This is a genomic window from Amycolatopsis sp. NPDC051372, from assembly GCF_040682095.1.
In the GTDB taxonomy this organism is placed as follows: Bacteria; Actinomycetota; Actinomycetes; order Mycobacteriales; family Pseudonocardiaceae; genus Amycolatopsis.
Map to the genome: position 1 here is coordinate 20,349 of NZ_JBFBAF010000021.1, position 19,807 is coordinate 40,155.

Here is a 19,807-nt window from a genome sequence, read left to right on the forward strand (position 1 = left end):
ACTCCGGGACACCAGGCAGTGGAGCTCACGGGAGGTACCGGGTGACCGAGCAGGACGTCGCGAGCACGGGTGGTCCGGTGACCAAGATTCTCGTCGCCAACCGCGGTGAGATCGCGGTCCGCGTGATCAGGGCGGCGAAGGACGCGGGTCTCGAAAGTGTGGCCGTGTACGCCGATCCCGACCGCGACGCACCCCACGTGCGCCTGGCCGACGAAGCGTTCGCGCTGGGCGGCACGACCGCCGCCGAGAGCTACCTCTCCATCGACAAACTCCTCGACGTGGCCAAGCGTTCCGGCGCCGACTCCGTCCACCCGGGATACGGGTTCCTGTCGGAGAACGCCGATTTCGCCCAGGCCGTACTGGATGCCGGGCTCACGTGGATCGGCCCGAGCCCACAGTCCATTCGCGACCTCGGCGACAAGGTGACCGCGCGGCACATCGCGACGCGCGCCGGCGCGCCGCTCGTGCCCGGCACCAAGGAGCCGGTGAAGAACGCGGACGAGATCATCGCGTTCGCCGACGAGCACGGCCTACCCGTGGCGATCAAGGCGGCGTTCGGCGGCGGCGGGCGCGGCCTCAAGGTTGCCCGCACGCGTGAGGAAATCCCCGAGCTGTTCGAGTCCGCGACGCGCGAGGCGGTCGCCGCGTTCGGCCGCGGCGAGTGTTTCGTGGAGCGCTATCTCGACAAGCCGCGCCACGTCGAGGCGCAGGTACTGGCCGACCAGCACGGCACCGCGATCGTCGTCGGCACGCGCGACTGCTCGCTGCAGCGCCGCCACCAAAAGCTTGTCGAAGAGGCGCCCGCGCCGTTCCTGTCCGACGACCAGCGTCGGCGCATCCACGAATCGGCCAAGGCGATCTGCAAGGAAGCCGGCTACTACGGCGCCGGCACCGTCGAATACCTCGTGGCCACCGACGGCACCATCTCCTTCCTCGAGGTGAACACCCGCCTGCAGGTGGAGCACCCCGTGTCCGAGGAGACGACGGGCCTCGACCTCGTGCGCGAGATGTTCCGCATCGCGCGCGGCGAGAAGCTGCGCATCACCGAAGACCCCGAGCCGCGTGGGCACTCCATCGAGTTCCGCATCAACGGCGAGGACGCCGGCCGCGGTTTCCTGCCGGCGCCGGGCACGGTCACGAAGTTCATTTCGCCCAACGGCCCCGGCGTGCGCGTCGACTCCGGAGTGGAGTCCGGCAGCGTGATCGGCGGCCAGTTCGACTCGATGCTCGCGAAGCTGATCGTCACCGGTTCCGACCGTAACAACGCGCTCGAGCGCAGCCGGCGCGCGCTGGCCGAGTTCGTGGTGGAGGGCATGGCGACCGTGCTGCCCTTCGACCGCGTGATCGTGGACGACCCGGCGTTCATCGGCGACGAGAACGGTTTCTCCGTGCACACGCGCTGGATCGAAACCGAGTTCGACAACAAGATCGAGCCGTTCGTCGCACCTGATGCCGAGGCCGAGGAAGAGGCGCCGCGGCAGAACGTGGTGGTCGAGGTCGGCGGCCGGCGGCTCGAGGTGTCGCTGCCGGGCGGGTTCGCGTTGGAAGGCGCGGGCGGCGGAGCGACGGCCACGAAGGCCAAGCCGCGCAAGCGCTCGGGCGGCGCGAAGGCAGCGGTGAGTGGCGACGCCGTCACGGCGCCGATGCAGGGCACGATCGTGAAGATCGCGGTGGAGGAAGGCCAGCATGTCGAGGCGGGCGAGCTGATCGTGGTCCTCGAGGCGATGAAGATGGAAAACCCGGTCACGGCGCACAAAGCGGGCACCGTCACGGGGCTTTCGGTCGAGGTCGGCGCCGCCGTGACCCAGGGCACGCAACTTCTGGAGCTCAAGGACTGAAGTTGTGCCGAATGTCGTGGGTTCCCGGGCCCGTGGCGGCATACCATCGTCGATGTGACAGAGGTTCCGTCTCCGCAACTGCGGATCAGCGACCAGGAACGGGAATCCGCGCTGAATGCGCTCGGTGAGCACATGAGCGCGGGGCGGATCGACATCGACGAGTACGGCGAGCGCTCGGCGCGCATCACCGCAGCCAAGACGCGGGGTGAGCTGGCGGGGCTGTTCGGCGACCTCCCTGCTCCGCACCCGGTCTACGGCGGTGCGGAGCCTGTGGCGCCCGTTCCCGGCGCGCCTCCGGTTCCCGCCCCTGCTCCGCAGACGGCGGTAGCCCGGCCGGACGGGTGGAACGGTGGCCAGCGAGTGGTGGCCGCGCTGGTACCGCTGGTGTGGATCGCGAGCATCGCGCTTATCGCGACGAGCACGCTGCCCGCGTGGCCGCTGGTCATCGCGCCGATCGCGCTCAGCATCATCGGCCGAGCACTGTGGGGCCACGGCGGCACCCACCACCACGACCACCGGGACCGCCACCGCGAGCACCGCATCGACCACCGCGAAGCCCGTCGCGAGATGCGCGACGAGATGCGCGACGAGTTCCGTCGCCGACGCGACCGCTGGTGAGGCGCACCCCCGTGTCCGACATGCGGTTGAGCGACGAAGAACGCCAGGACGCCCTCGACGTGCTTTCCGAGCACGTCCGCACCGGCCGCCTGGACGTCGACGAATACGGCACCCGTTCGGCCAAGGTCACGGCCGCCAAGCGGGTCAGCGACCTGGAACCGCTGTTCGACGACCTGCCCTCACCCCGGCCGAGCGCGCTGCTGGCCATTTCGCGGCCCGGGGCCACCGCCGTGCCCGCTCCGAGTCCAGCCGGCGACAGTGCGTTGATGCGCTTCGCCCTGCGGTTCGCCGTGCCGATCGCGGTGGTGGTGGCGATCGCGGTGTTCGTGCTGTCGCGCGGGCGGCTCATCCTCGTCTTCGCGCTGCCCCTGGCGATCCTCCTGATCACGGGCTGGCGCCGGCGCTGATCCACCGATCGGTGGAGGCCGGCGTCGAACGGTGGACCCCGGCGTGCGCGTCGAGCTGCGAGAATCGCGCCCATGATGGGTGTGGTGCCGGGTGCCGTGCACCCGCGCGGCGAGCGGCTGGCCGGGCCGCTGTTCGCCGCGATCGGGATCGTGGCGCTCGCCGTGTGCACGATCTGGGCGGCGGGTGACCACGTCAGTTCGGTGACGCTCGTCGTCGCGGGCCTGTCGGCGGCGTGGCTGCTGCTGCTCGTGCCCTTGTTCCCGCGACGGGCGCAGCACCCGTGGCTCGCGGTCGGGTTCTTCGCCGGCCTGCTGACCGGGGCGGCCGCCCTTACGACGCTCGACACCACGTATACGGCCTTCGCGTCGATCGGCTACCCCATCGCGTTCGTGTTGTTCGCCGCCCGCTGGAGCATCTTCGCCGTGACCGCGACGGCCGTGGTTCCCTTGCTGGCCAAGGGAATCTGGGGCACGGACACGCCGACGCCGGCCTGGGTGTTCGTCGCCTCGGTGGTCGGGCCAATGCTGTATGCCGCGTGGTTCGTCGGCGCGGAGAACGACAAGCGGCGACGCGCCAACGCGGCCCTCGCCGAGGCCAACGCGCGGCTCGAAACCGCGCTCGAGGAGAACGCCGGGCTCCACGCGCAGCTGCTCACGCAGGCACGCGAGGCCGGCGTGCACGACGAACGCCAGCGCATGGCGCGCGAAATCCACGACACGCTCGCGCAGGGCCTGACCGGCATCGTCACGCAGCTGCAGGCCGCGGACCGGGCGTCGTCCGCGGAGTCGCGGCAGCGCCACCTCACCCAGGTCCACACGCTCGCCAAGGACAGCCTCACGGAGGCCCGCCGCGCTGTGCAGGCGTTGCGGCCCGAGCCGCTCACGGACTCGCGGTTGCCCGAAGCGTTGGCGGAGCTGGCGCGTCGCGTCAGGGACACCTCGGGCGTCGCGGTGACGGCCGAGACCTCCGGCGAACCCGTGCCGCTGCTGCCGGAGCTGGAGGTGACGCTGTACCGCGTGGCGCAGGAAGCCTTGGCCAACGCCGAAAAACACGCGCGCGCTTCGCGTATCGCCGTCTCCCTCACCTACGCCGGCGACGTCGTCCTCCTCGACGTCCGCGACGACGGCGCCGGCTTCGACCCTGCGTCACCGGCGCGTGGCGACGGCACCGGCTTCGGCCTGCAGGCGATGCGCCAGCGCGTGCGGCGCGTGGCGGGGACGTTCGCGCTCGAATCGGCACCGGGCGAAGGCACCGCGTTCAACGTGCAGCTCCCGGCCATCCCGGCGGACCGATGATCCGCCTCCTGCTCACCGACGACCATCCGATCGTCCGTGACGGCCTGCGCGGCGCGTTCGATGGCTGTCCCGACATCGAGGTGATCGGCGAGGCGGCCACGGGCGTCGAGGCGCTGGCCTTCGTCGCGCGCCACCACCCCGACGTCGTGCTCATGGACCTGCGCATGCCCGAGCTCGACGGCGTCGGCGCGATCCGCCGGCTCGCCACCGAGCACCCCGCCGTGCGCGTGCTGGTCCTCACCACGTACGACTCCGAGTCCGACGTCCTGCCCGCCATCGCGGCGGGCGCCACCGGTTACCTGCTGAAGGACGCGCCCCCGTCGCCGACCTGCAGCACGCCGTCCGTGCTGCCGCCCGCGGCGAGTCCGTGCTCGCGCCCGCGGTGGCTGCCCGCCTGATGGAGCCGCTGCGCCGCCCCAAGCCGGGCGCGTTGACCTCCCGTGAGCTCGACGTCCTGCGGCTGGTCGCCGCCGGCGCCACCAACCGCGCGGCGGGGAACCAGCTGTTCATCAGCGAGGCGAGCATCAAGACGCATCTGCTGCACGTCTACGCCAAGCTGGGCGTGAACGACCGTGCGGCCGCCGTCGGCGAGGCTTACCGGCGCGGGCTGCTCTGACCTTCACCCGTTTGCCGGGCAACGTCCGGTTCGTCTGCTTCGTGAACTCTCCGACAAAGGGGAGGAACTACATGAAGCTCAGAGCACTGGCGGTCGCCGCGGCCGCTGTCGTCGTGACCGGCCTGGGGGCGGTGCCGGCGAGCGCGGACACCTGGCACGCGACCTCGCTGCCCCTGCCGAAGGGGCACGAGGACGCGACCGGCTTCCTCATGGGCACCGATGGCCACGGCGGCTTCGCCGGCGAGTTCGCCATCGACGGCACCTCACAGGTCGTGACGTGGACCAACGGGCAGCCCACCGTGCGCGGGCTTCCGGCGGGTTACGAGTTCGCGAGGGTGGTCGACGAGAACAGCTCCGGAGTCGTCCTCGGCGACGCGGTCGACTACGACACCGGCCTCAGCCGCGGATTCCTCTTGGACGGCAACGGTTTCCACCTCCTGCCGGCGCCTGGGAGCTACGTCGGCAGCCAGGCCACCGCGCTCAACGACCGCGGCGACGTGCTGGCGCTGCTCTTCGCCGACGACCCGGCCAAGGACGCCGTCGCGCTGTGGCCCGTTCTCGGGCAAGGCCTGGTCATCGTCCCGCACACCGGTGAGTGGGCCGACGCACGCGACCTCGACGAGGACGGCACCGTGCTGTTTTCGGACCACCTGTGGAAGAACGGGGTGAGCAGGCCGCTGACCCTTCCGGCCGGTTACTCCTCGGCGTTCGGGCTCGCCATCCGCGACGGCGTGGTGGTCGGGTTCGCAAACCCGGACGGCCCGCCGCCGAGCCAGGCGTTCAGGTGGACCGCCCCGGACCGCCCCGAACCGCTGCCCCAGGGTGACCAGGCCCGGTTCGTCAACAGCACCGGGCTGAGCGCCGGTCAGCTGCCCAATCTGACGACGCCGAACGCCGGCGCGCCGTTCGCCTGGCAGGACACCACGCCACTCGGCAAGTTGCCCCTGCCCGACGGCTACCGCAGCGGCGACGTCCACTCCGTCGGCGACGACGGCACGATCGGCGGAATCGTGTCCAACGGGCCGCTCGACGAGGGTGGCGCACCCGTCATCTGGGAGCGCTGAGGGCCCGGCTCTGGTTACGCTCGTGACGTGGAACCCGTGGAGATCAACGCGGGCGCGTACTACCTGCGCCAGCTGCGGGCGGACCGGCACCTCGACGACCGGGCCGCGCTGTTGGAGGCGTTCGCCGATCCGGAGCACAAGCGGTACGTGCTGAACTACCGGCTGCGGACGCTCGACGAAGCGACCGAGTACATAGCGCTGCGCACAGCGCAGTGGTCGTGCGACGAGCGGTGCTCGTGGGCGGTCGCGGAGCCGACGACCGGACGGCTGCTCGGGGAGGTCGGGTTGCGGGATCTGGACCTGACGTTCGACACCGCCGAGGCCTCCGTCTGGACGCATCCCACGGAGCGGGGCAAGGGCGTGGCGAGCACGGCGCTGAGCGCGGCTCTGCGCTACGGCTTCGGCGGGCTCGGGCTGCAGGAGATCAGTTACCGGCACGAGGAGAGCAACGTCGTGTCGGCGTCTGTCGCCGCGAAGTGCGGGTTCGCGTACGTGGGACCGGAGCGGACGCCGGCGCCGACCGGCGAGCCGTTGATCCGGTGGATCCGAAAGGCCTGAACCGGCGGTGAAAAATTCAGCGAAGGGCGCCTCGGCCGAGCCGGGGCGCCCTTCGGTGCAAAGCCGTGAAGGGCACCTTAAGGGAATCCGAGCCCCTGAAGGTGCCCTTCACAGACCTCAGCTCACCGGCTCGATGATCCCCGACCGAGCCTCCGGCGCCGAAGCGCGCAAGGCGTCCGCCGACTCGTCCGTCGGCTGCGACTGCGACTCGCGTTCGGCCTCCACCCGGGCCGTGTAGACGTCGACCTCGCGCTTGATCGTCTCCGCGGACCACCCCAGCACCTCGCCGACGAGGCGCGCGACCTGGTCGGCGCAGTCGGCGCCGCGGTGGGCGTACTCGATGGAGATGCGGGTGCGCCGCGCGAGCACGTCTTCCAGGTGCAGCGCGCCTTCGTGGCTGGCGGCGTAGACGACCTCGACGCCCAGGTAATCGGGCGCGGAGTCGATCGGCTTGAGCAGCTCGGGACGGCCTTCGGCCAGCGCTAGGACCTCGTGGACCAGCGAGCCGTACCGGTCGAGCAGGTGCCGCACGCGGTAGGGGTGCAGGCCGTGCTGCGCGGCCAGGTGGTCGGCTTGGTTCACGAGCGCGTGGTAGCCGTCTGCGCCGAGCAGCGGCACCTTGTCCGTGATGGACGACGGCGGCCGGCCCGGCAGGTCCACCACGGCGGCGTCGACGGCGTCGGCCGCCATCACGCGGTACGTCGTGTACTTGCCACCCGCGATCGCGACCAAGCCCGGCGCCACGCGCGCGACGGCGTGCTCACGCGAGAGCTTCGACGTCTCCTCGCTTTCGCCCGCCAGCAGCGGACGAAGGCCGGCGTACACGCCCTCGATGTCGTCGTGGGTGAGCGGCGTGGCCAACACCGTGTTCACGTGGTCGAGGATGTAGTCGATGTCGTGCTTCGTGGCCGCGGGGTGCGCCAGGTCGAGATGCCAGTCGGTGTCGGTCGTCCCCACGATCCAGTGGTTGCGCCACGGGATGACAAAGAGGACAGATTTTTCAGTGCGCAGGATCAGTCCCGACTCCGAGACGATCCGGTCGCGCGGCACCACGATGTGCACACCCTTGCTCGCCCGCACGCGGAACCGCCCGCGCCCGCCCGACAGCCGCTGTAGCTCGTCGGTCCACACGCCGGTGCAGTTGATGACCGCGCCGGCCTGGATCTCCGTCTCGCGCCCGTCCTCGACGTCGCGCACCCGCACGCCCGAGATGCGGTCGGCCTCGCGCAGGAACCCCACCACCTGGGTCGACGTGCGCACCACGGCGCCGTAGTGCGCGGCTGTGCGGGCGACGGTCATGGTGTGGCGGGCGTCGTCGGACTGCGCGTCGTAGTAGCGGATGCCACCGATGAGCGACGACCTTTTCAACGCGGGAACCATCCGCAAAGCACCCGCTCGGGTGAGGTGCTTCTGCCCCGGAACGGACCGCGCGCCGCCCATCGTGTCGTACATCAACAGGCCCGCGGCGGTGTACGGCCGCTCCCACCCGCGGTGGGTCAGCGGGTACAGGAAGCTCACCGGCTTCACCAGGTGCGGGGCCAGCTTGGTCAGCATCAGCTCGCGCTCGTGGAGCGCTTCGCGGACCAGCCCCAACTCCAGCTGTTCCAGGTAGCGAAGGCCACCGTGGAAGAGCTTGCTCGACCGGCTCGACGTGCCGGATGCCAGGTCACGGGCCTCTACGAGGGCCACGCGCAGGCCGCGCGTCGCCGCGTCGAGCGCCGTCCCGGCACCCACCACGCCGCCGCCGATCACGACCAGGTCGAAGGTCTCCTTGCCGAGGCGCTGCCAGGACTCCTCGCGCACCGCCGGTCCCAGCTTCGCTTCCGTCACAGCGGCTGCCCTCCTTGCGACTTGCTGTTGTGCACACCCCAGCATCGCACGAGGACCGAGCGTTCCGCCCGGCCGGAAACTTGTCCGTTCCGGCGAGGCAGAGCAGCATGGTAGATCTCGACGCAAGGTGGCGTCGACTTGGGAGGGGAAGCGATGAGCGAGCAAATCTCTCAAAGGTCAACCGGGTGGAGCCGGCTACGCTCGACAATTGGCGGCGAGATGCTCGCCGAGTTTCTCGGGACAGCTGTCATCATCCTCCTCGGCTGTGGCTCGGTCGCGGTCGCGGTGGTGGGTCTCCCCGGGTCCGGCCGGCAATCGGTCGATTTCGGTGCGTCCAACTGGCTGATCATCGCGTTCGGCTGGGGCTTCGCGGTGATGTTCGCGGTCTACATGTCCGCCGGCGTCAGCGGCGCGCACCTGAACCCGGCGGTGACGCTGGCCTTCGCCGTCCGGCGGAAGTTCGCGTGGGCCAAGGTGGCGCCGTTCTGGCTCGCCCAGGTGCTCGGCGCGCTGGCAGGGGCCGCAGTGGTCTACGCCGTGTACCACGATGCCATCGACGCCTTCAACGCCGCGCAGAACCCACCACTGTCGCGACCGAACTCGTTGGGCACGTTCTCCATCTTCGCGACCTTCCCGGCCGAGTACTTCGGCAACGGGGTCTGGGGACCGCTGCTCGACCAGATCGTCGGCACCGCGATCCTCGTCGGGATCATCGCGGCGTTGATCGACAACCGGAACAATGCCCCCGAGAGCAATCTGGGGCCGGCCCTGATCGGCTTCGTGGTCGTGGGGATCGGGCTGTCGTTCGGCACGAACGCCGGTTACGCGATCAACCCCGCGCGTGACTTCGGACCGAGGCTGCTGACCTTGTTCGAGGGGTGGGGGAACAAGGCGTTCCCCGGCAACGGTGATTGGTTCAGCAACTACTGGTGGATCCCGATCGTCGGGCCCCTCGTCGGTGGTTTGGTCGGCATCCTGATCTACGACCTGCTCATCGGCCAGGTCCTGACGGCCCGGGAGAAGGCTCCCGGCGAGTTCCTGCCCGAGCCGGGGCGCGTTCCCGCCGACCAATCGGCCGAGAGCCAGCGGACGAGCGCCGAATGACCGGCAAGATCACCGTTCCGATGGATCTCGCCAGAGCGAGGGAGCAACGATGACTTCGTACGTAGCCGCGATCGACCAGGGCACCACGTCGACCCGCTGCATGATCTTCGACCACTCCGGCCGAGTGGTCGCCGTCGACCAGCGCGAGCACGAGCAGATCTTCCCGAAGGCCGGTTGGGTCGAGCACAACGCCGAAGAGATCTGGGAGAACACGCGCGCCGTCGCCGGTGGCGCGGTCGCGAAGGCCGACTTGCACACGCGCGAAATCGTCGCCGTCGGCATCACCAACCAGCGCGAGACGGCGCTGGTATGGGACCGGACCACGGGCAAGCCGGTGTACAACGCGGTCGTCTGGCAGGACACCCGCACGGACAAGATCGTCGGCGAGCTCGGCGCGCTGGGCGGTGGCCAGGAACGCTATCGCCAGAAGGTCGGCCTCCCGCTCGCGACGTACTTCTCCGGCCCGAAGGTCAAGTGGATCCTCGACAACGTCGACGGCGCCCGCGCGAAAGCCGAGGCCGGTGACCTGATCTTCGGCAACATGGACACCTGGGTGCTGTGGAACATGACGGGCGGCGTCGACGGCGGCATCCACGTCACGGACCCGACCAACGCGTCTCGCACACTGTTGATGGACCTCGACACGCTGCAGTGGGACGCCGACATCGCCTCGGACATGGGCATTCCGCTTTCGATGCTGCCGGAGATCCGCTCGTCGTCGGAGGAGTACGGCAAGGTCCGCGAAAAGGGCGCCCTCGCGGGTGTGCCGATCGCCGGGATCCTCGGCGACCAGCAGGCCGCGACGTTCGGGCAGGCCTGCCTCTCGCCCGGCGAGGCCAAGAACACCTACGGCACCGGCAACTTCGTGCTGCTCAACACCGGCACTGAAAAAGTCATGTCGGACAACGGCCTGCTCACCACGGTCTGCTACAAGATCGGCGCCAACGACACGGTCTACGCGCTCGAGGGTTCGATCGCGGTCACCGGTTCGCTGGTGCAGTGGCTGCGCGACAACCTGGGCATGATCGCTTCGGCGGCGGAGATCGAGGAGCACGCCCGCACGGTGGAGGACAACGGCGGCGCGTACTTCGTGCCGGCGTTCTCCGGTCTGTTCGCACCGTACTGGCGCTCGGACGCGCGCGGCGCCATCGTCGGCCTCACGCGGTTCGTCAAGAAGGGCCACCTCGCGCGGGCCGTGCTCGAGGCGACCGCGTTCCAGTCGCGTGAGGTCATCGACGCGATGAACGCCGACTCCGGCGTGCCACTGAAGTCGCTGAAGGTCGACGGCGGCATGGTCGTGAACGAGCTGCTCATGCAGTTCCAGGCCGACATCCTCGGCGTGCCCGTGATCCGGCCGGTGGTCGCCGAGACCACCGCCCTGGGCGCGGCCTACGCGGCCGGCCTGGCCGTCGGGTTCTGGGAGTCGGAGGACGATATCCGCACGAACTGGGCGCAGGACAAGCAGTGGGACCCGTCGATGGACGAGTCGCGCCGCGAAGCGGAGTACCGCAACTGGAAGAAGGCCGTGACGAAGACGTTCGACTGGGTCGACTGACCCCGCGGCTTCGTTTCGGCGAACGACCCCCGTCCGGTTTCGGACGGGGGTCGTTCGCATTCCTGGATACGGCAGGCGTTCGGGTCAGGCGCCCCAGCCCTCTTGGGTGCCGGACTGCTCGTTGGGTGCCATGAGCTGGAAGGACGCGCCCTGGTTGTCCTTGGCCATGAGCATCCGCCCGAACGGCGTGTCCACCGGGTTCTCGGTCACGGTGCCGCCCAGCTCGGGGATCTTGGCCGCGGCGGCGTCGACGTCGGCGGACCAGAAGTAGGTCATCCAGCCCGGTTCGTAGTCGCCGTTCGCCTGGCCGAGGCCGCCGGTCGGGCGGCCGTCGATGTCGAGGGTGGCGTAGGTGAACTCGTCGTTCGAGATGTCGTTGAACGAGTAGCCGAAGACCTTGCCGTAGAAGTCCTTGGCGGCTGCGAAGTCGCGCGACATGTTCTCGTTCCACGCCGGCGCGCCCGGCGCGAGCGTGACTTCCGTGCCGTGGTGCTCACCCGCCTGCCAGAGGCCGAACACCGACCCCGTCGGGTCGGCCGCGATCGCCATGCGGCCCTGGGTCATCACGTCCATCGGCGGGGCGATGACACTGCCGCCGGCCTCGGTGATGGCGGCCACGGTCTTGTCCACATCGGACACGGCCAGGTACGTGGTCCAGGCGGCCGGCATGCCCGCCTGGTCCGCCGGAGTCTCCCCTACCCCGGCCACCGGACGGCCGGCGAGCTGCGCCATGCCGTAGTAACCCATTTCGGGACCGCCGAACTGAACGTCCCAGCCCAGCAGGCTCTCGTAGAACGTCTTGGCCGCGGTTCTGTCGGGCACCATCAGGTCGACCCAGCACGGCGTGCCGTCGGGCCAGCGTTCGTCGCGGAACAACATCTGCACTCCCCATGATCAGTTGCGATGCGGATTGTGTCTGCGGCCACAGTCTTGCACCGGCCACCGACAAAACCGGAGAACCATCACGAACGAGCAGCGATCAGTGACCGTGGGCGACGAGCCGCGCGTAGACGATCACGTTGTCCTCGTAGTTGTGCGCAGCGCGGTCGAACGCGCCGCCGCACGTGATGAGGCGCAGCTGCGCGTCGGGAGTGTCGCCGTACACCGCGTCGCTCGGGAACACGTCCTTCGGCACCTGGTCCACCTTGGTCACTTCGAACCGCGCCGTGCTGCCGTCTTCCCGCTTGATCGAGACCTGGTCCCCGGGCGCCATTTCCTTGAGGTGGAAAAAGATCCCCTCGTGCTTGTTGCCGTCCACATGCCCGAGCACCACCGCCGGCCCGCGCTCGCCCGGCGTCGGCGAGTACTCGTACCAGCCGGCCTGCAACGGCGTGCTCACCGGCGGCACCTGCACGGTGTTGTCGGCGTTGAGCCCGAGCGGGACGAGCGTGGAGTGCGCGTCGATCTTCGGGATGTCCAGCGACACTGGTTTGGACTTCGGCAGCACCACGGACGTCTCGGGCGCCGGCGGCGTCAGGGAATGCCCCACCTGCGGCGGCGAGGACGAGGCGGACGGAGCGGCGCAGCCACCGAGCACGGCCAGCGCCGCCAGAGCCACCGCGGCGAAAGTCTTTCTGAACATGTCTCCCCCTTCGGGTCCCGAGGGCGCACTGAGCACCCAACCAGGTGACCGAGCGCGGTCGCCGGAGGGGCCGCGACTGCCCTCCGGCGACCGGGTTTCGTCAGCCGCGCGAGCGCCGCCGCGCCAGCACCATGCCTGCGCCGCCGACGGCCAGCACGCCCATCGCGCCCGCGGCCACCGCGAGCCCGGAGGACGAATCGTCGACGGGACCGTCGGTGCCACCGGTCTGCGGCGCCCCCATCGGCACCTTGGTGACCTGCTTCGGCGTCGTCGGTGTGGTCACCACGGCGTCCTTGGCCGGCAGGACCTTGAAGCTCTGCGTGAGCTTGGCCTTGCCGCAGAGGAACGTGACGGTGTAGGTCCCCGGCTTCGCGTTCTTGTTCACATCGGCCGGCGTCTGGTAGACGTACGCGGTCTCGAGCGGCTGCTCGGTCCCGACGGCTTCGAGCTCCCCGAACGTGATCACCGTCGAAGACAGCTTCATGCTCGTCTTCGGCGGGCACACCACGCGCGCCGTGACCGAGTCACCGGCTCTGGCCGCGCGCGGCAGGACCGTGAGCGACGGCTTGGGTTGCCGGTGCTCGCCCGTCGGCGGCGTGGGCTTGTCCGACGTGGGCGGGACCGGCGTCGAGGTGCTCGACGTCGGCTGCGCGGGCGTGGTCGGCGCGGTGGACTCGGCCGCGAAGGCCGGAGCCGCGGTGAGCAGACCGGCCGCGAGAATCGACGAAAAAACCGCAATGCGTTTCATGGAATTTCCCCTCGACTGATTTTCCACAACGGAGGACAGCGGATTCCGCAACCCCACGCGTACAGTTCCCCCTGCCACGCGGCGGTGCTCCTCCGACACCATGAAGACGTCTCCGACCTGCACCGGGTTGTCAATCAGCGTAACGATTCAAGCACGCCGGGAACTCGGGTTGCACACGCGAAAAAGCCGCCGGAAATGGTTTCCGGCGGCTTTTCAGTAAGTCTGGCTGCGCTATTCGGCGAGGCTTCCGTCGCCCGCCTTCGCCGCGCCCGCAGGAACCGTCGCCACCTGGGCGGCCGGCACGGTGAACGTGGCGGCGTAGGTCTTTCCGCCGCACGCCACCGTGAGCGGGTAGTCGCCGGCGGCGGTACCGGACACGAGGTCGGCGTCGGCGGAGACGGTGGCGTGTACGCCGATGAAGGGGCCGAAGTCGTAGTTCGCGAACTTCAGCACAGGCGAACTGAACGTGGTCGAGCCAGCCTTGGCGCCGGGACAGTCGGCGAGGGCGACGTTGGACTCGCCGCGCTGGAAGTGGTTCACCAGCCCGCGCAGGGCCGCCGTGTCCTGGTTCAGCTGCACGGTCACGGCCGGCGCGGGCGCCGCCGCGGGCGCGGGCCCTCCGGTCGCCGCCACCGCTTGTCCGGCCACGGCGACCGTCCCGATCGCCATCGCCGCAACGAAAACCGCCCTCTTGCGCACCCTCGGCCCCTTGTCCCGCTCAGTCATAAGCCTGTCACCGCACAAGACGCGGCGAGCCACGCGGGGTTGCGCGGAAATGGAAAACTGTCCGAACCAGATCGGCCGGGATCAGTCGAGGTCGTCGTGGCGCATCAGCTGACGCCCCGCCTCGGTGATCGAGCCCGACAGCGACGGGTACACCGAGAACGTCAGCGCCAGGTGGTCCACCGTCAGCTGGTTCTGCACGGCCAGCGCGATCGGCAGGATGAGCTCGCTCGCTGACGGCGCCACGACCACACCGCCGACCACCACACCCGTGGCGGGGCGGCAGAAGAGCTTCACGAAACCGCGGCGGAGGCCTTCCATCTTGGCGCGAGCGTTGGTGGCCAGCGGCAGCATGATCGTGCGCGCGGGCACCTCGCCGGAGTCGATGGCGTGCTGGCTGATGCCGACGGTCGCGATCTCCGGGTGCGTGAACACGTTGGCGGCCACGGTCTTCAGCTTGATCGGCGCGACGCCCTCGCCCAGCGCGTGCCACATCGCGATGCGGCCCTGCATGCTCGCCACCGACGCGAGCATCAGCAGGCCGGTGCAGTCACCCGCCGCGTAGATGCCGGGCACGCTGGTGCGCGACACGCGGTCGACGGTGATGAACCCGCCGGGGCCGGGCTCGATGCCCACGCGGTCGAGGCCGATGTCGGCGGTGTTCGGGATGGACCCGACGGTCATCAGCGCATGGCTGGCCTCGATCACCCGGCCGTCGGCCAGGTGCACCGCAACGCCCTTCTCCGTGCGCTCCACGCGCTCGGCGCGCGCGTGCTTCGCGACGGTGGTGCCACGCTGCGAGAAGACCTCTTCGAGCACCGCGGCGGCGTCGGCGTCCTCGTGGGGCAGCACGCGGTCGCGGCTGGACACGACGGTGACCTTCACGCCCATCTCGGTGTACGCGGAGGCGAACTCGGCGCCCGTGACACCCGAACCGATCACGGCGAGGTGCTCGGGCAGCTCGGTGAGGTCGTAGAGCTGGCGCCAGTCGAGGATGCGCTCGCCGTCGGGCACGGCGCCGGGCAGCACGCGCGGGGTGGCGCCGGTGGCGATCAGCACGACGTCGGCGCCCACGGCCTCCGTGGTGCCGTCGGCGTGGGTCACGGCGACTTTGTGCGTCGCCAGGCCCGGCTCCTCGTCGCAGAAGCTGGCGGTGCCGTTGATCACGCGCACACCCTCACGCTGCACGCGGGCGCGGATATCGGCCGACTGCGCGAGCGCGAGGCCCTTCACCCGGCCGTGGACGGTCAGCAGGTCGACGCTCGTGTCGGCCAGATCGGTGTTGATGCCCAGCTCACCGAGGTCGTGCATCTTCGCCAGCGCGCCGGACGACGCGATGAACGTCTTCGACGGAACGCAGTCGTAGAGGACACAAGCGCCGCCCAGGCCATCGCGCTCGACGATCGTCACGTCGGCGCCGTGCTGAGCGGCGACCAAGGCGGCTTCGTAACCCGCCGGGCCCCCGCCCATGATCACGATCCTGGTCACCTGAGGTCCTCCTCGATACGCGTGTGGCCGGTGGGTCCAACGGTACGCGGAGGGGTCCGTCGCCAAGCGAAGTGGCCGGACACGGCATGTGCATCCGCTCGTGCGCTGAGCGGGTCGCTAGGCTGTCGCCCGTGCCGTTGTATGCCGCTTACGGATCGAACATGGAGCCCGCCCAGATGCTGGAGCGCGCCCCGCACGCACCGATGGCCGGCACCGGCTGGCTGGAGGGCTGGCGGCTGACCTTCGGGGGTGAGGACCTCGGCTGGGAAGGCGCGCTGGCCACCATCGTCGAGGACCCGGCCTCCCGGGTCTTCGTGGTGCTCTACGACGTGACCTCGCTCGACGAGGCCGGGCTCGACCGCTGGGAAGGCGGCGAGCTCGGCATGCACAACAAGATCCGCCTGCGGGTCCAGACCATGGACGGCTCGGTGCTCGCCTGGCTGTATGTGGTCGACGCCTACGAGGGCGGCCTGCCGTCCGCGCGCTACCTGGGCGTGCTCGCCGACGCGGCCGAGGCCGCCGGAGCCCCCGCCGACTATGTGGATGACCTGCGCACCCGGCCGTGCTCCGGGATCACCGGCTGACCACAGCCCTGTGGACAACTCGGCGGATTTACGCGCCGACCTGGGCATCATGAACGGTGTTCACCATCAGCCGGCAAAGCTCAGACACCGCTTCACGTTTTTTTCTTGCGACGCTTTGTTTTGCGGCCGTCGTGCGAGTTGTCAAAGGTGCCTATAGGCGGCGTGGAGTGGTTGGGGCGTAGGTAAAACGCTCGTTTCAACCACTTGCCCGAAAGTGCCTCGGTGACTGTTGATCACCCGCTGTGAATAGGCGGGTCGGCGGCTCGACGAGGGTTCACGAGACCGGGTGAAATAGGTGTTCACAGGGCTTTGCCTGGACGCAAAAACCACCCGCTTGAGTTATCCACAGCTCGGCTGGGCTGTGGATAACTCAAGCGGGTGAGGCTGTGGATAACTCAGGCCAGAGCGGCCAGCGCGGTGTGGACCAGCGTGCGGACACCGACCATCAGCGCCCGCTCGTCGAGGGTGAAGGTGGGGCGGTGGATGTCGGCCTGAGGGGCCGGCGGACCGGGCCACACGCCGAGGCGGGCGAACGCGCCCTGGACGTGCTCGAGGTACCAGCCGAAGTCCTCGCCGCCGGAGGACTGCTCCGTGCCGGCCAGGCCTTGCTCCCCGAGCGCGGCTTCGACGCCCGCGCGCAGCAGCGCCGTGTTCTCCGGGTCGGAGACGACCGGGGGCACGCCACGGCGGTAGTCGAGCGAGAAGCCGACCCCGGTGGGCGCGAGCAGCGACTCCACGGACGACGCGACGAGCGGTTCGAGCGCCGTCCACACCTCGTGGTCGGCCGTGCGCAGGGTGCCGCGCAGCACGCCGTCCTGCGGGACCGCGTTGGCGGCCTGGCCGGCGTGCACCGCGCCCCACACGAGCACCGTGCCCGAGCGCGGGTCGACGCGGCGGGACAGCACCGACGGCAGCGACGTGATGACCGTGCCCAGGGCGTACACGAGGTCCGCAGTGAGGTGCGGCCGCGATGTGTGGCCGCCGGGCGAGGTGAGCCGCAGCTCGATCAGATCGGCGGCCGAGGTCAGGGCACCCACGCGGGTGCCGACCTTGCCGACCTCCAGCCGCGGGTCGCAGTGCAGGCCGAAGATCCGCTCGACGCCTTCGAGCGCGCCCGCCGCGATCATGTCCAGCGCGCCGCCGGGCATGACCTCCTCGGCGGCCTGGAAGATCAGGCGCACGCGGCCGGGCAGCTCGGGAGCTCCGGCCAGCGCGCGGGCCGCGCCCAGGAGGATCGCGGTGTGGGCGTCATGCCCGCACATGTGGGCCGCGCCCTCCGTGGTGGAGGCATACGGCAGACCCGTGTCCTCCGTCAGCGGCAGCGCGTCCATGTCGGCACGGAGAGCGACGCAGCGCTCACCCTGGCCGATGTCACACACCACACCGGTACCGCCGGGCAGCACCCACGGCTTGAGCCCGACGGCGCGCAGAAGCGACACGACCAGCTCCGTGGTCGCGAACTCGTGCCGCGACAGCTCCGGGTGGGCGTGGATGTGGCGGCGCCACGCGAGTACGTCGGTGACGTTGGCCCGCAGCCAGTCGTCCAGCCAGAACGGGCCACGCCCCGCACCGAGATCGTCCACAGGTGCCATGCTGACGCCGGCTTCGGTGATCAGCGCGGTGGGCGCCTCGATCGGGTTGGCCATGCGACCCTCGGGGTCACCTGGAACGTCCGGACGTGAGTCAAGCACAGTCACGCCGCACCTCCTCCCGTTCCCGCAACACGGGTGGCGCTTGGGGACCCGCACCGTGCCGTTCGATCTGTCGTACGCATTTGCAGATGATCGTGCACCATGCAGGTGGCAAGCCGCGCCCCGCGACGGGGGACCCGAGACGGCCGGTACCGGATCTGCGTTGAACGGCCCGACGAAATTCGGTCAGGGTGAACCGGGCCGATTCAGCCGTTGCCCTTCTTACGCTTCCGCCGCCCGAAGAACACGATGGCGAGCAGCACGACGGCGACACCGCCCGCGATCAGCTTGTTCCGCGTCTTCTGCGCGTTGGCCTTGTCGGTCTGCGTCGGGTCCAGCACCGGACCCGGTGCCGCCTGCTGCGGGGCCGGGAGCAGTGCTTCCGCAAGTGCCGCGGCCTGCGCCTGGACCTGGGCTTGAGCCTGAGCCGGCGCCTCGACGACGGCCGCCTGAGCCGGAGCCGCGCAGTAGAACAGCGCGCCCAGCAGGCCGACCAGCAGCAGTCCCCGCACCTTCGCCATGACATCCCTTCTACGGCACTGCGTCGCATTCTGCCCGCCGAACGGCCGCGACGTCAGCCGCCACGCGGTGGAGGCCCCGCGCTCAGCCCGTGCCATCGCCCGCCGATCGCCTCTTCACACGGTGACCGGTCGTCACGGAGCGTGGAGCGGTCGTGAGGTCAGACCAAAGTCACTCCGGGGGACCGTTCGTCAAGCCGAACGGGGCCGGTGGGCCACCGAGGGTGGGTTCGGCGGGCCTTTTTTCGCCTCGCGGGCTCGAAAGGGGGTTGGCGGTGGTGGCTTCCAGGGATCTGCGGGGTTGGCGGGTGGCGGCTCCGCAGGCATCTGCGGGTTGGCGGTGGTGGCTTGGCAGATGACTGCGGGGATGGCGGGTGGCGGCTCCGCAGACATCCACAGGGTTGACGGGTGGCGTCTCCTCTTTTATCCACAGAGCGCTCGCAGTGAGCCAGGTTGTCCACAGATTCCGTTTCGGCCGTTTTTCAAGGTCAGGGGCCGATAGACTGGGACGGGGACGCCCCCCAAGGGAGGGCGGGGGCTGTCTGGCGGCGGCTGTCCAGTAAAGACAAGCAACCGACACAAAGACAGCTCAGCCGTCCGTCGGCTCCCCGAAAGCCGTCAAGATCCGCTCCGCCGCCAGCGTCGCCGTCAGCTCGCCGTCGCGGACCGCGCGTTCGATGTCCGCGACCTGAGCTCGCACCGAAGGGTGCGACGTCAGGCGGTCCAGCAATTGCTCCCGCACCATCGACCAGGTCCAGTCGACCTGTTGCCGGCGGCGGCGGTCGGAGAGCTCACCGGACTCCTGCATCAGCGTGCGGTGCCGGCCGATGGTCGCCCATACCTCGTCCAGACCGGAGCCCTCCAGGGCGCTGCAGGTCAGCACGGGTGGCGTCCACGGTGCGTCCTTGCCGTAGATCATCCGCAGTGCGCCCGAGAGCTCGCGGGCGGCGCGGGTGGCGTCGCGGGTGTGCGGGCCGTCGGCCTTGTTCACGGCGATGACGTCGGCCAGTTCGAGCACGCCCTTCTTGATGCCCTGCAGCTGGTCGCCCGTGCGGGCCAACGTCAAAAACAGAAAGGAGTCGACGATGTTGGCCACGGCGACCTCGGACTGCCCGACGCCGACGGTCTCCACCAGCACCACGTCGAAGCCGGCGGCTTCCATCAGCACGATCGTCTCGCGGGTCGCCCGCGCGACTCCGCCCAACGTCCCCGACGTCGGGGACGGGCGGATGAAGGCCCGGGGATCCACGGCCAGCCGCGACATGCGCGTCTTGTCGCCGAGGATCGAGCCGCCCGTGCGGGTGGAGGACGGGTCCACGGCGAGCACGGCGACGCGGTGGCCGGCCGCCGTGAGGTCCGTGCCCAGCTGGTCGATGAAAGTCGACTTGCCGACACCGGGCACGCCCGTGATGCCGACCCGCTGGGCGCCCCCGGCGTGCGGCAGCAGCTCGACGAGCAGCTCCTGCGCCTGTGCCCGGTGGTCCGCCCGGTGCGACTCGACCAGCGTGATCGCCTTGGACAGGGTGCCGCGGTCGCCCGCGAGCACGCCTTTCGCGTAGGCGGCGACGTCGATCCTGCGCGGCAAGG

18 protein-coding genes and 1 pseudogene are annotated in these 19,807 nt (G+C 70.0%); 10 read left to right on the forward strand and 9 right to left on the reverse strand.

Annotation, left to right across the window (positions count from 1 at the left end; genetic code table 11):
- Positions 1–41 precede the first annotated feature (41 nt).
- The 7 genes and pseudogenes from AB0M56_RS29090 (at position 42) to AB0M56_RS29120 (ending at position 6,397) form a co-directional block, all read left to right on the forward strand.
- Positions 42–1,838: an acetyl/propionyl/methylcrotonyl-CoA carboxylase subunit alpha gene (locus AB0M56_RS29090; protein ID WP_360583463.1), complete on the forward strand. Its 1,797-nt coding sequence runs from the start codon at positions 42–44 to the stop codon at positions 1,836–1,838.
- A 54-nt stretch (positions 1,839–1,892) separates the two neighbouring features.
- On the forward strand, positions 1,893–2,456 hold the full coding sequence (locus AB0M56_RS29095; protein ID WP_364181487.1) for a DUF1707 domain-containing protein: 564 nt from the start codon (positions 1,893–1,895) through the stop codon (positions 2,454–2,456).
- A gap of 11 nt (positions 2,457–2,467) precedes the next feature.
- Positions 2,468–2,863, forward strand: coding sequence for a DUF1707 domain-containing protein (locus AB0M56_RS29100; protein ID WP_364181489.1), 396 nt, complete (start codon positions 2,468–2,470; stop codon positions 2,861–2,863).
- A gap of 72 nt (positions 2,864–2,935) precedes the next feature.
- Entirely contained in the window at positions 2,936–4,159 is a 1,224-nt protein-coding gene (locus AB0M56_RS29105; RefSeq protein ID WP_364181491.1) for a sensor histidine kinase, read from the forward strand.
- Positions 4,156–4,775 (forward strand): annotated as a pseudogene (locus tag AB0M56_RS29110) (response regulator transcription factor). Before AB0M56_RS29105 ends, AB0M56_RS29110 begins: the two are co-directional and overlap by 4 nt.
- 71 nt (positions 4,776–4,846) lie before the next feature.
- On the forward strand, positions 4,847–5,839 hold the full coding sequence (locus tag AB0M56_RS29115) for a hypothetical protein (RefSeq protein ID WP_364181492.1): 993 nt from the start codon (positions 4,847–4,849) through the stop codon (positions 5,837–5,839).
- Between the two features lie 27 nt (positions 5,840–5,866).
- Entirely contained in the window at positions 5,867–6,397 is a 531-nt protein-coding gene (locus tag AB0M56_RS29120; RefSeq protein ID WP_364181494.1) for a GNAT family N-acetyltransferase, read from the forward strand.
- A 117-nt stretch (positions 6,398–6,514) separates the two neighbouring features.
- On the opposite strand, the gene AB0M56_RS29125 is transcribed toward AB0M56_RS29120, so the two are convergent.
- On the reverse strand, positions 6,515–8,272 hold the full coding sequence (locus AB0M56_RS29125; RefSeq protein ID WP_364181497.1) for a glycerol-3-phosphate dehydrogenase/oxidase: 1,758 nt from the start codon (positions 8,270–8,272) through the stop codon (positions 6,515–6,517).
- 108 nt (positions 8,273–8,380) lie between these two features.
- On the opposite strand from AB0M56_RS29125, the gene AB0M56_RS29130 reads away from it, so the two are divergent.
- Both AB0M56_RS29130 and glpK read left to right on the forward strand, forming a co-directional pair.
- Complete coding sequence (locus AB0M56_RS29130) at positions 8,381–9,331, forward strand: MIP/aquaporin family protein (protein ID WP_364181500.1); 951 nt, start codon at positions 8,381–8,383, stop codon at positions 9,329–9,331.
- Between the two features lie 49 nt (positions 9,332–9,380).
- The gene (gene glpK / locus AB0M56_RS29135) at positions 9,381–10,886 is read left to right on the forward strand and encodes a glycerol kinase GlpK (protein ID WP_364181503.1); all 1,506 of its coding nucleotides are present in this window, start codon (positions 9,381–9,383) and stop codon (positions 10,884–10,886) included.
- Positions 10,887–10,970: 84 nt separating this feature from the next.
- Here glpK and AB0M56_RS29140 read toward each other — a convergent pair whose 3' ends face one another.
- The 5 genes from AB0M56_RS29140 to AB0M56_RS29160 all read right to left on the reverse strand — a co-directional run bounded on the left by AB0M56_RS29140 (position 10,971) and on the right by AB0M56_RS29160 (position 15,427).
- Positions 10,971–11,765, reverse strand: coding sequence for a VOC family protein (locus tag AB0M56_RS29140; protein ID WP_364181505.1), 795 nt, complete (start codon positions 11,763–11,765; stop codon positions 10,971–10,973).
- Between the two features lie 100 nt (positions 11,766–11,865).
- Positions 11,866–12,468: a class F sortase gene (locus AB0M56_RS29145; RefSeq protein ID WP_364181508.1), complete on the reverse strand. Its 603-nt coding sequence runs from the start codon at positions 12,466–12,468 to the stop codon at positions 11,866–11,868.
- Positions 12,469–12,568: 100 nt separating this feature from the next.
- Positions 12,569–13,216 (reverse strand): hypothetical protein, encoded by a 648-nt coding sequence (locus AB0M56_RS29150; protein WP_364181511.1) that lies wholly within the window; start codon positions 13,214–13,216, stop codon positions 12,569–12,571.
- A 231-nt stretch (positions 13,217–13,447) separates the two neighbouring features.
- On the reverse strand, positions 13,448–13,885 hold the full coding sequence (locus AB0M56_RS29155) for a hypothetical protein (RefSeq protein WP_364181514.1): 438 nt from the start codon (positions 13,883–13,885) through the stop codon (positions 13,448–13,450).
- 138 nt (positions 13,886–14,023) lie between these two features.
- Positions 14,024–15,427 carry an NAD(P)H-quinone dehydrogenase gene (locus tag AB0M56_RS29160; protein ID WP_364181517.1) on the reverse strand — a complete coding sequence of 468 codons (1,404 nt, stop codon included), beginning with the start codon at positions 15,425–15,427 and terminating at the stop codon, positions 14,024–14,026.
- A gap of 131 nt (positions 15,428–15,558) precedes the next feature.
- Here AB0M56_RS29160 and AB0M56_RS29165 point away from each other — a divergent pair, with 131 nt between their 5' ends.
- Entirely contained in the window at positions 15,559–16,011 is a 453-nt protein-coding gene (locus tag AB0M56_RS29165; protein ID WP_364181519.1) for a gamma-glutamylcyclotransferase, read from the forward strand.
- 395 nt (positions 16,012–16,406) lie between these two features.
- Here AB0M56_RS29165 and AB0M56_RS29170 read toward each other — a convergent pair whose 3' ends face one another.
- From AB0M56_RS29170 to meaB, 3 genes are all read right to left on the reverse strand, one after another.
- Positions 16,407–17,708: an amidohydrolase gene (locus AB0M56_RS29170; protein ID WP_364181522.1), complete on the reverse strand. Its 1,302-nt coding sequence runs from the start codon at positions 17,706–17,708 to the stop codon at positions 16,407–16,409.
- Positions 17,709–17,908: 200 nt separating this feature from the next.
- Entirely contained in the window at positions 17,909–18,223 is a 315-nt protein-coding gene (locus AB0M56_RS29175) for a hypothetical protein (RefSeq protein WP_364181525.1), read from the reverse strand.
- A gap of 586 nt (positions 18,224–18,809) precedes the next feature.
- Entirely contained in the window at positions 18,810–19,805 is a 996-nt protein-coding gene (meaB, locus tag AB0M56_RS29180) for a methylmalonyl Co-A mutase-associated GTPase MeaB (protein WP_364181528.1), read from the reverse strand.
- Positions 19,806–19,807: the final 2 nt, after the last annotated feature.

Coding starts and splice junctions, on each gene's coding strand:
- AB0M56_RS29105 (WP_364181491.1), top strand. CDS start 2,936: ATGATGGGTGTGGTGCCGGGTGCCGTGCACCCGCGCGGCGAGCGGCTG.
- AB0M56_RS29115 (WP_364181492.1), top strand. CDS start 4,847: ATGAAGCTCAGAGCACTGGCGGTCGCCGCGGCCGCTGTCGTCGTGACC.
- AB0M56_RS29125 (WP_364181497.1), bottom strand. CDS start 8,272: ATGCTGGGGTGTGCACAACAGCAAGTCGCAAGGAGGGCAGCCGCTGTG.
- AB0M56_RS29130 (WP_364181500.1), top strand. CDS start 8,381: ATGAGCGAGCAAATCTCTCAAAGGTCAACCGGGTGGAGCCGGCTACGC.
- glpK (WP_364181503.1), top strand. CDS start 9,381: ATGACTTCGTACGTAGCCGCGATCGACCAGGGCACCACGTCGACCCGC.
- AB0M56_RS29140 (WP_364181505.1), bottom strand. CDS start 11,765: ATGTTGTTCCGCGACGAACGCTGGCCCGACGGCACGCCGTGCTGGGTC.
- AB0M56_RS29145 (WP_364181508.1), bottom strand. CDS start 12,468: ATGTTCAGAAAGACTTTCGCCGCGGTGGCTCTGGCGGCGCTGGCCGTG.
- AB0M56_RS29150 (WP_364181511.1), bottom strand. CDS start 13,216: ATGAAACGCATTGCGGTTTTTTCGTCGATTCTCGCGGCCGGTCTGCTC.
- AB0M56_RS29155 (WP_364181514.1), bottom strand. CDS start 13,885: ATGGCGATCGGGACGGTCGCCGTGGCCGGACAAGCGGTGGCGGCGACC.
- AB0M56_RS29175 (WP_364181525.1), bottom strand. CDS start 18,223: ATGGCGAAGGTGCGGGGACTGCTGCTGGTCGGCCTGCTGGGCGCGCTG.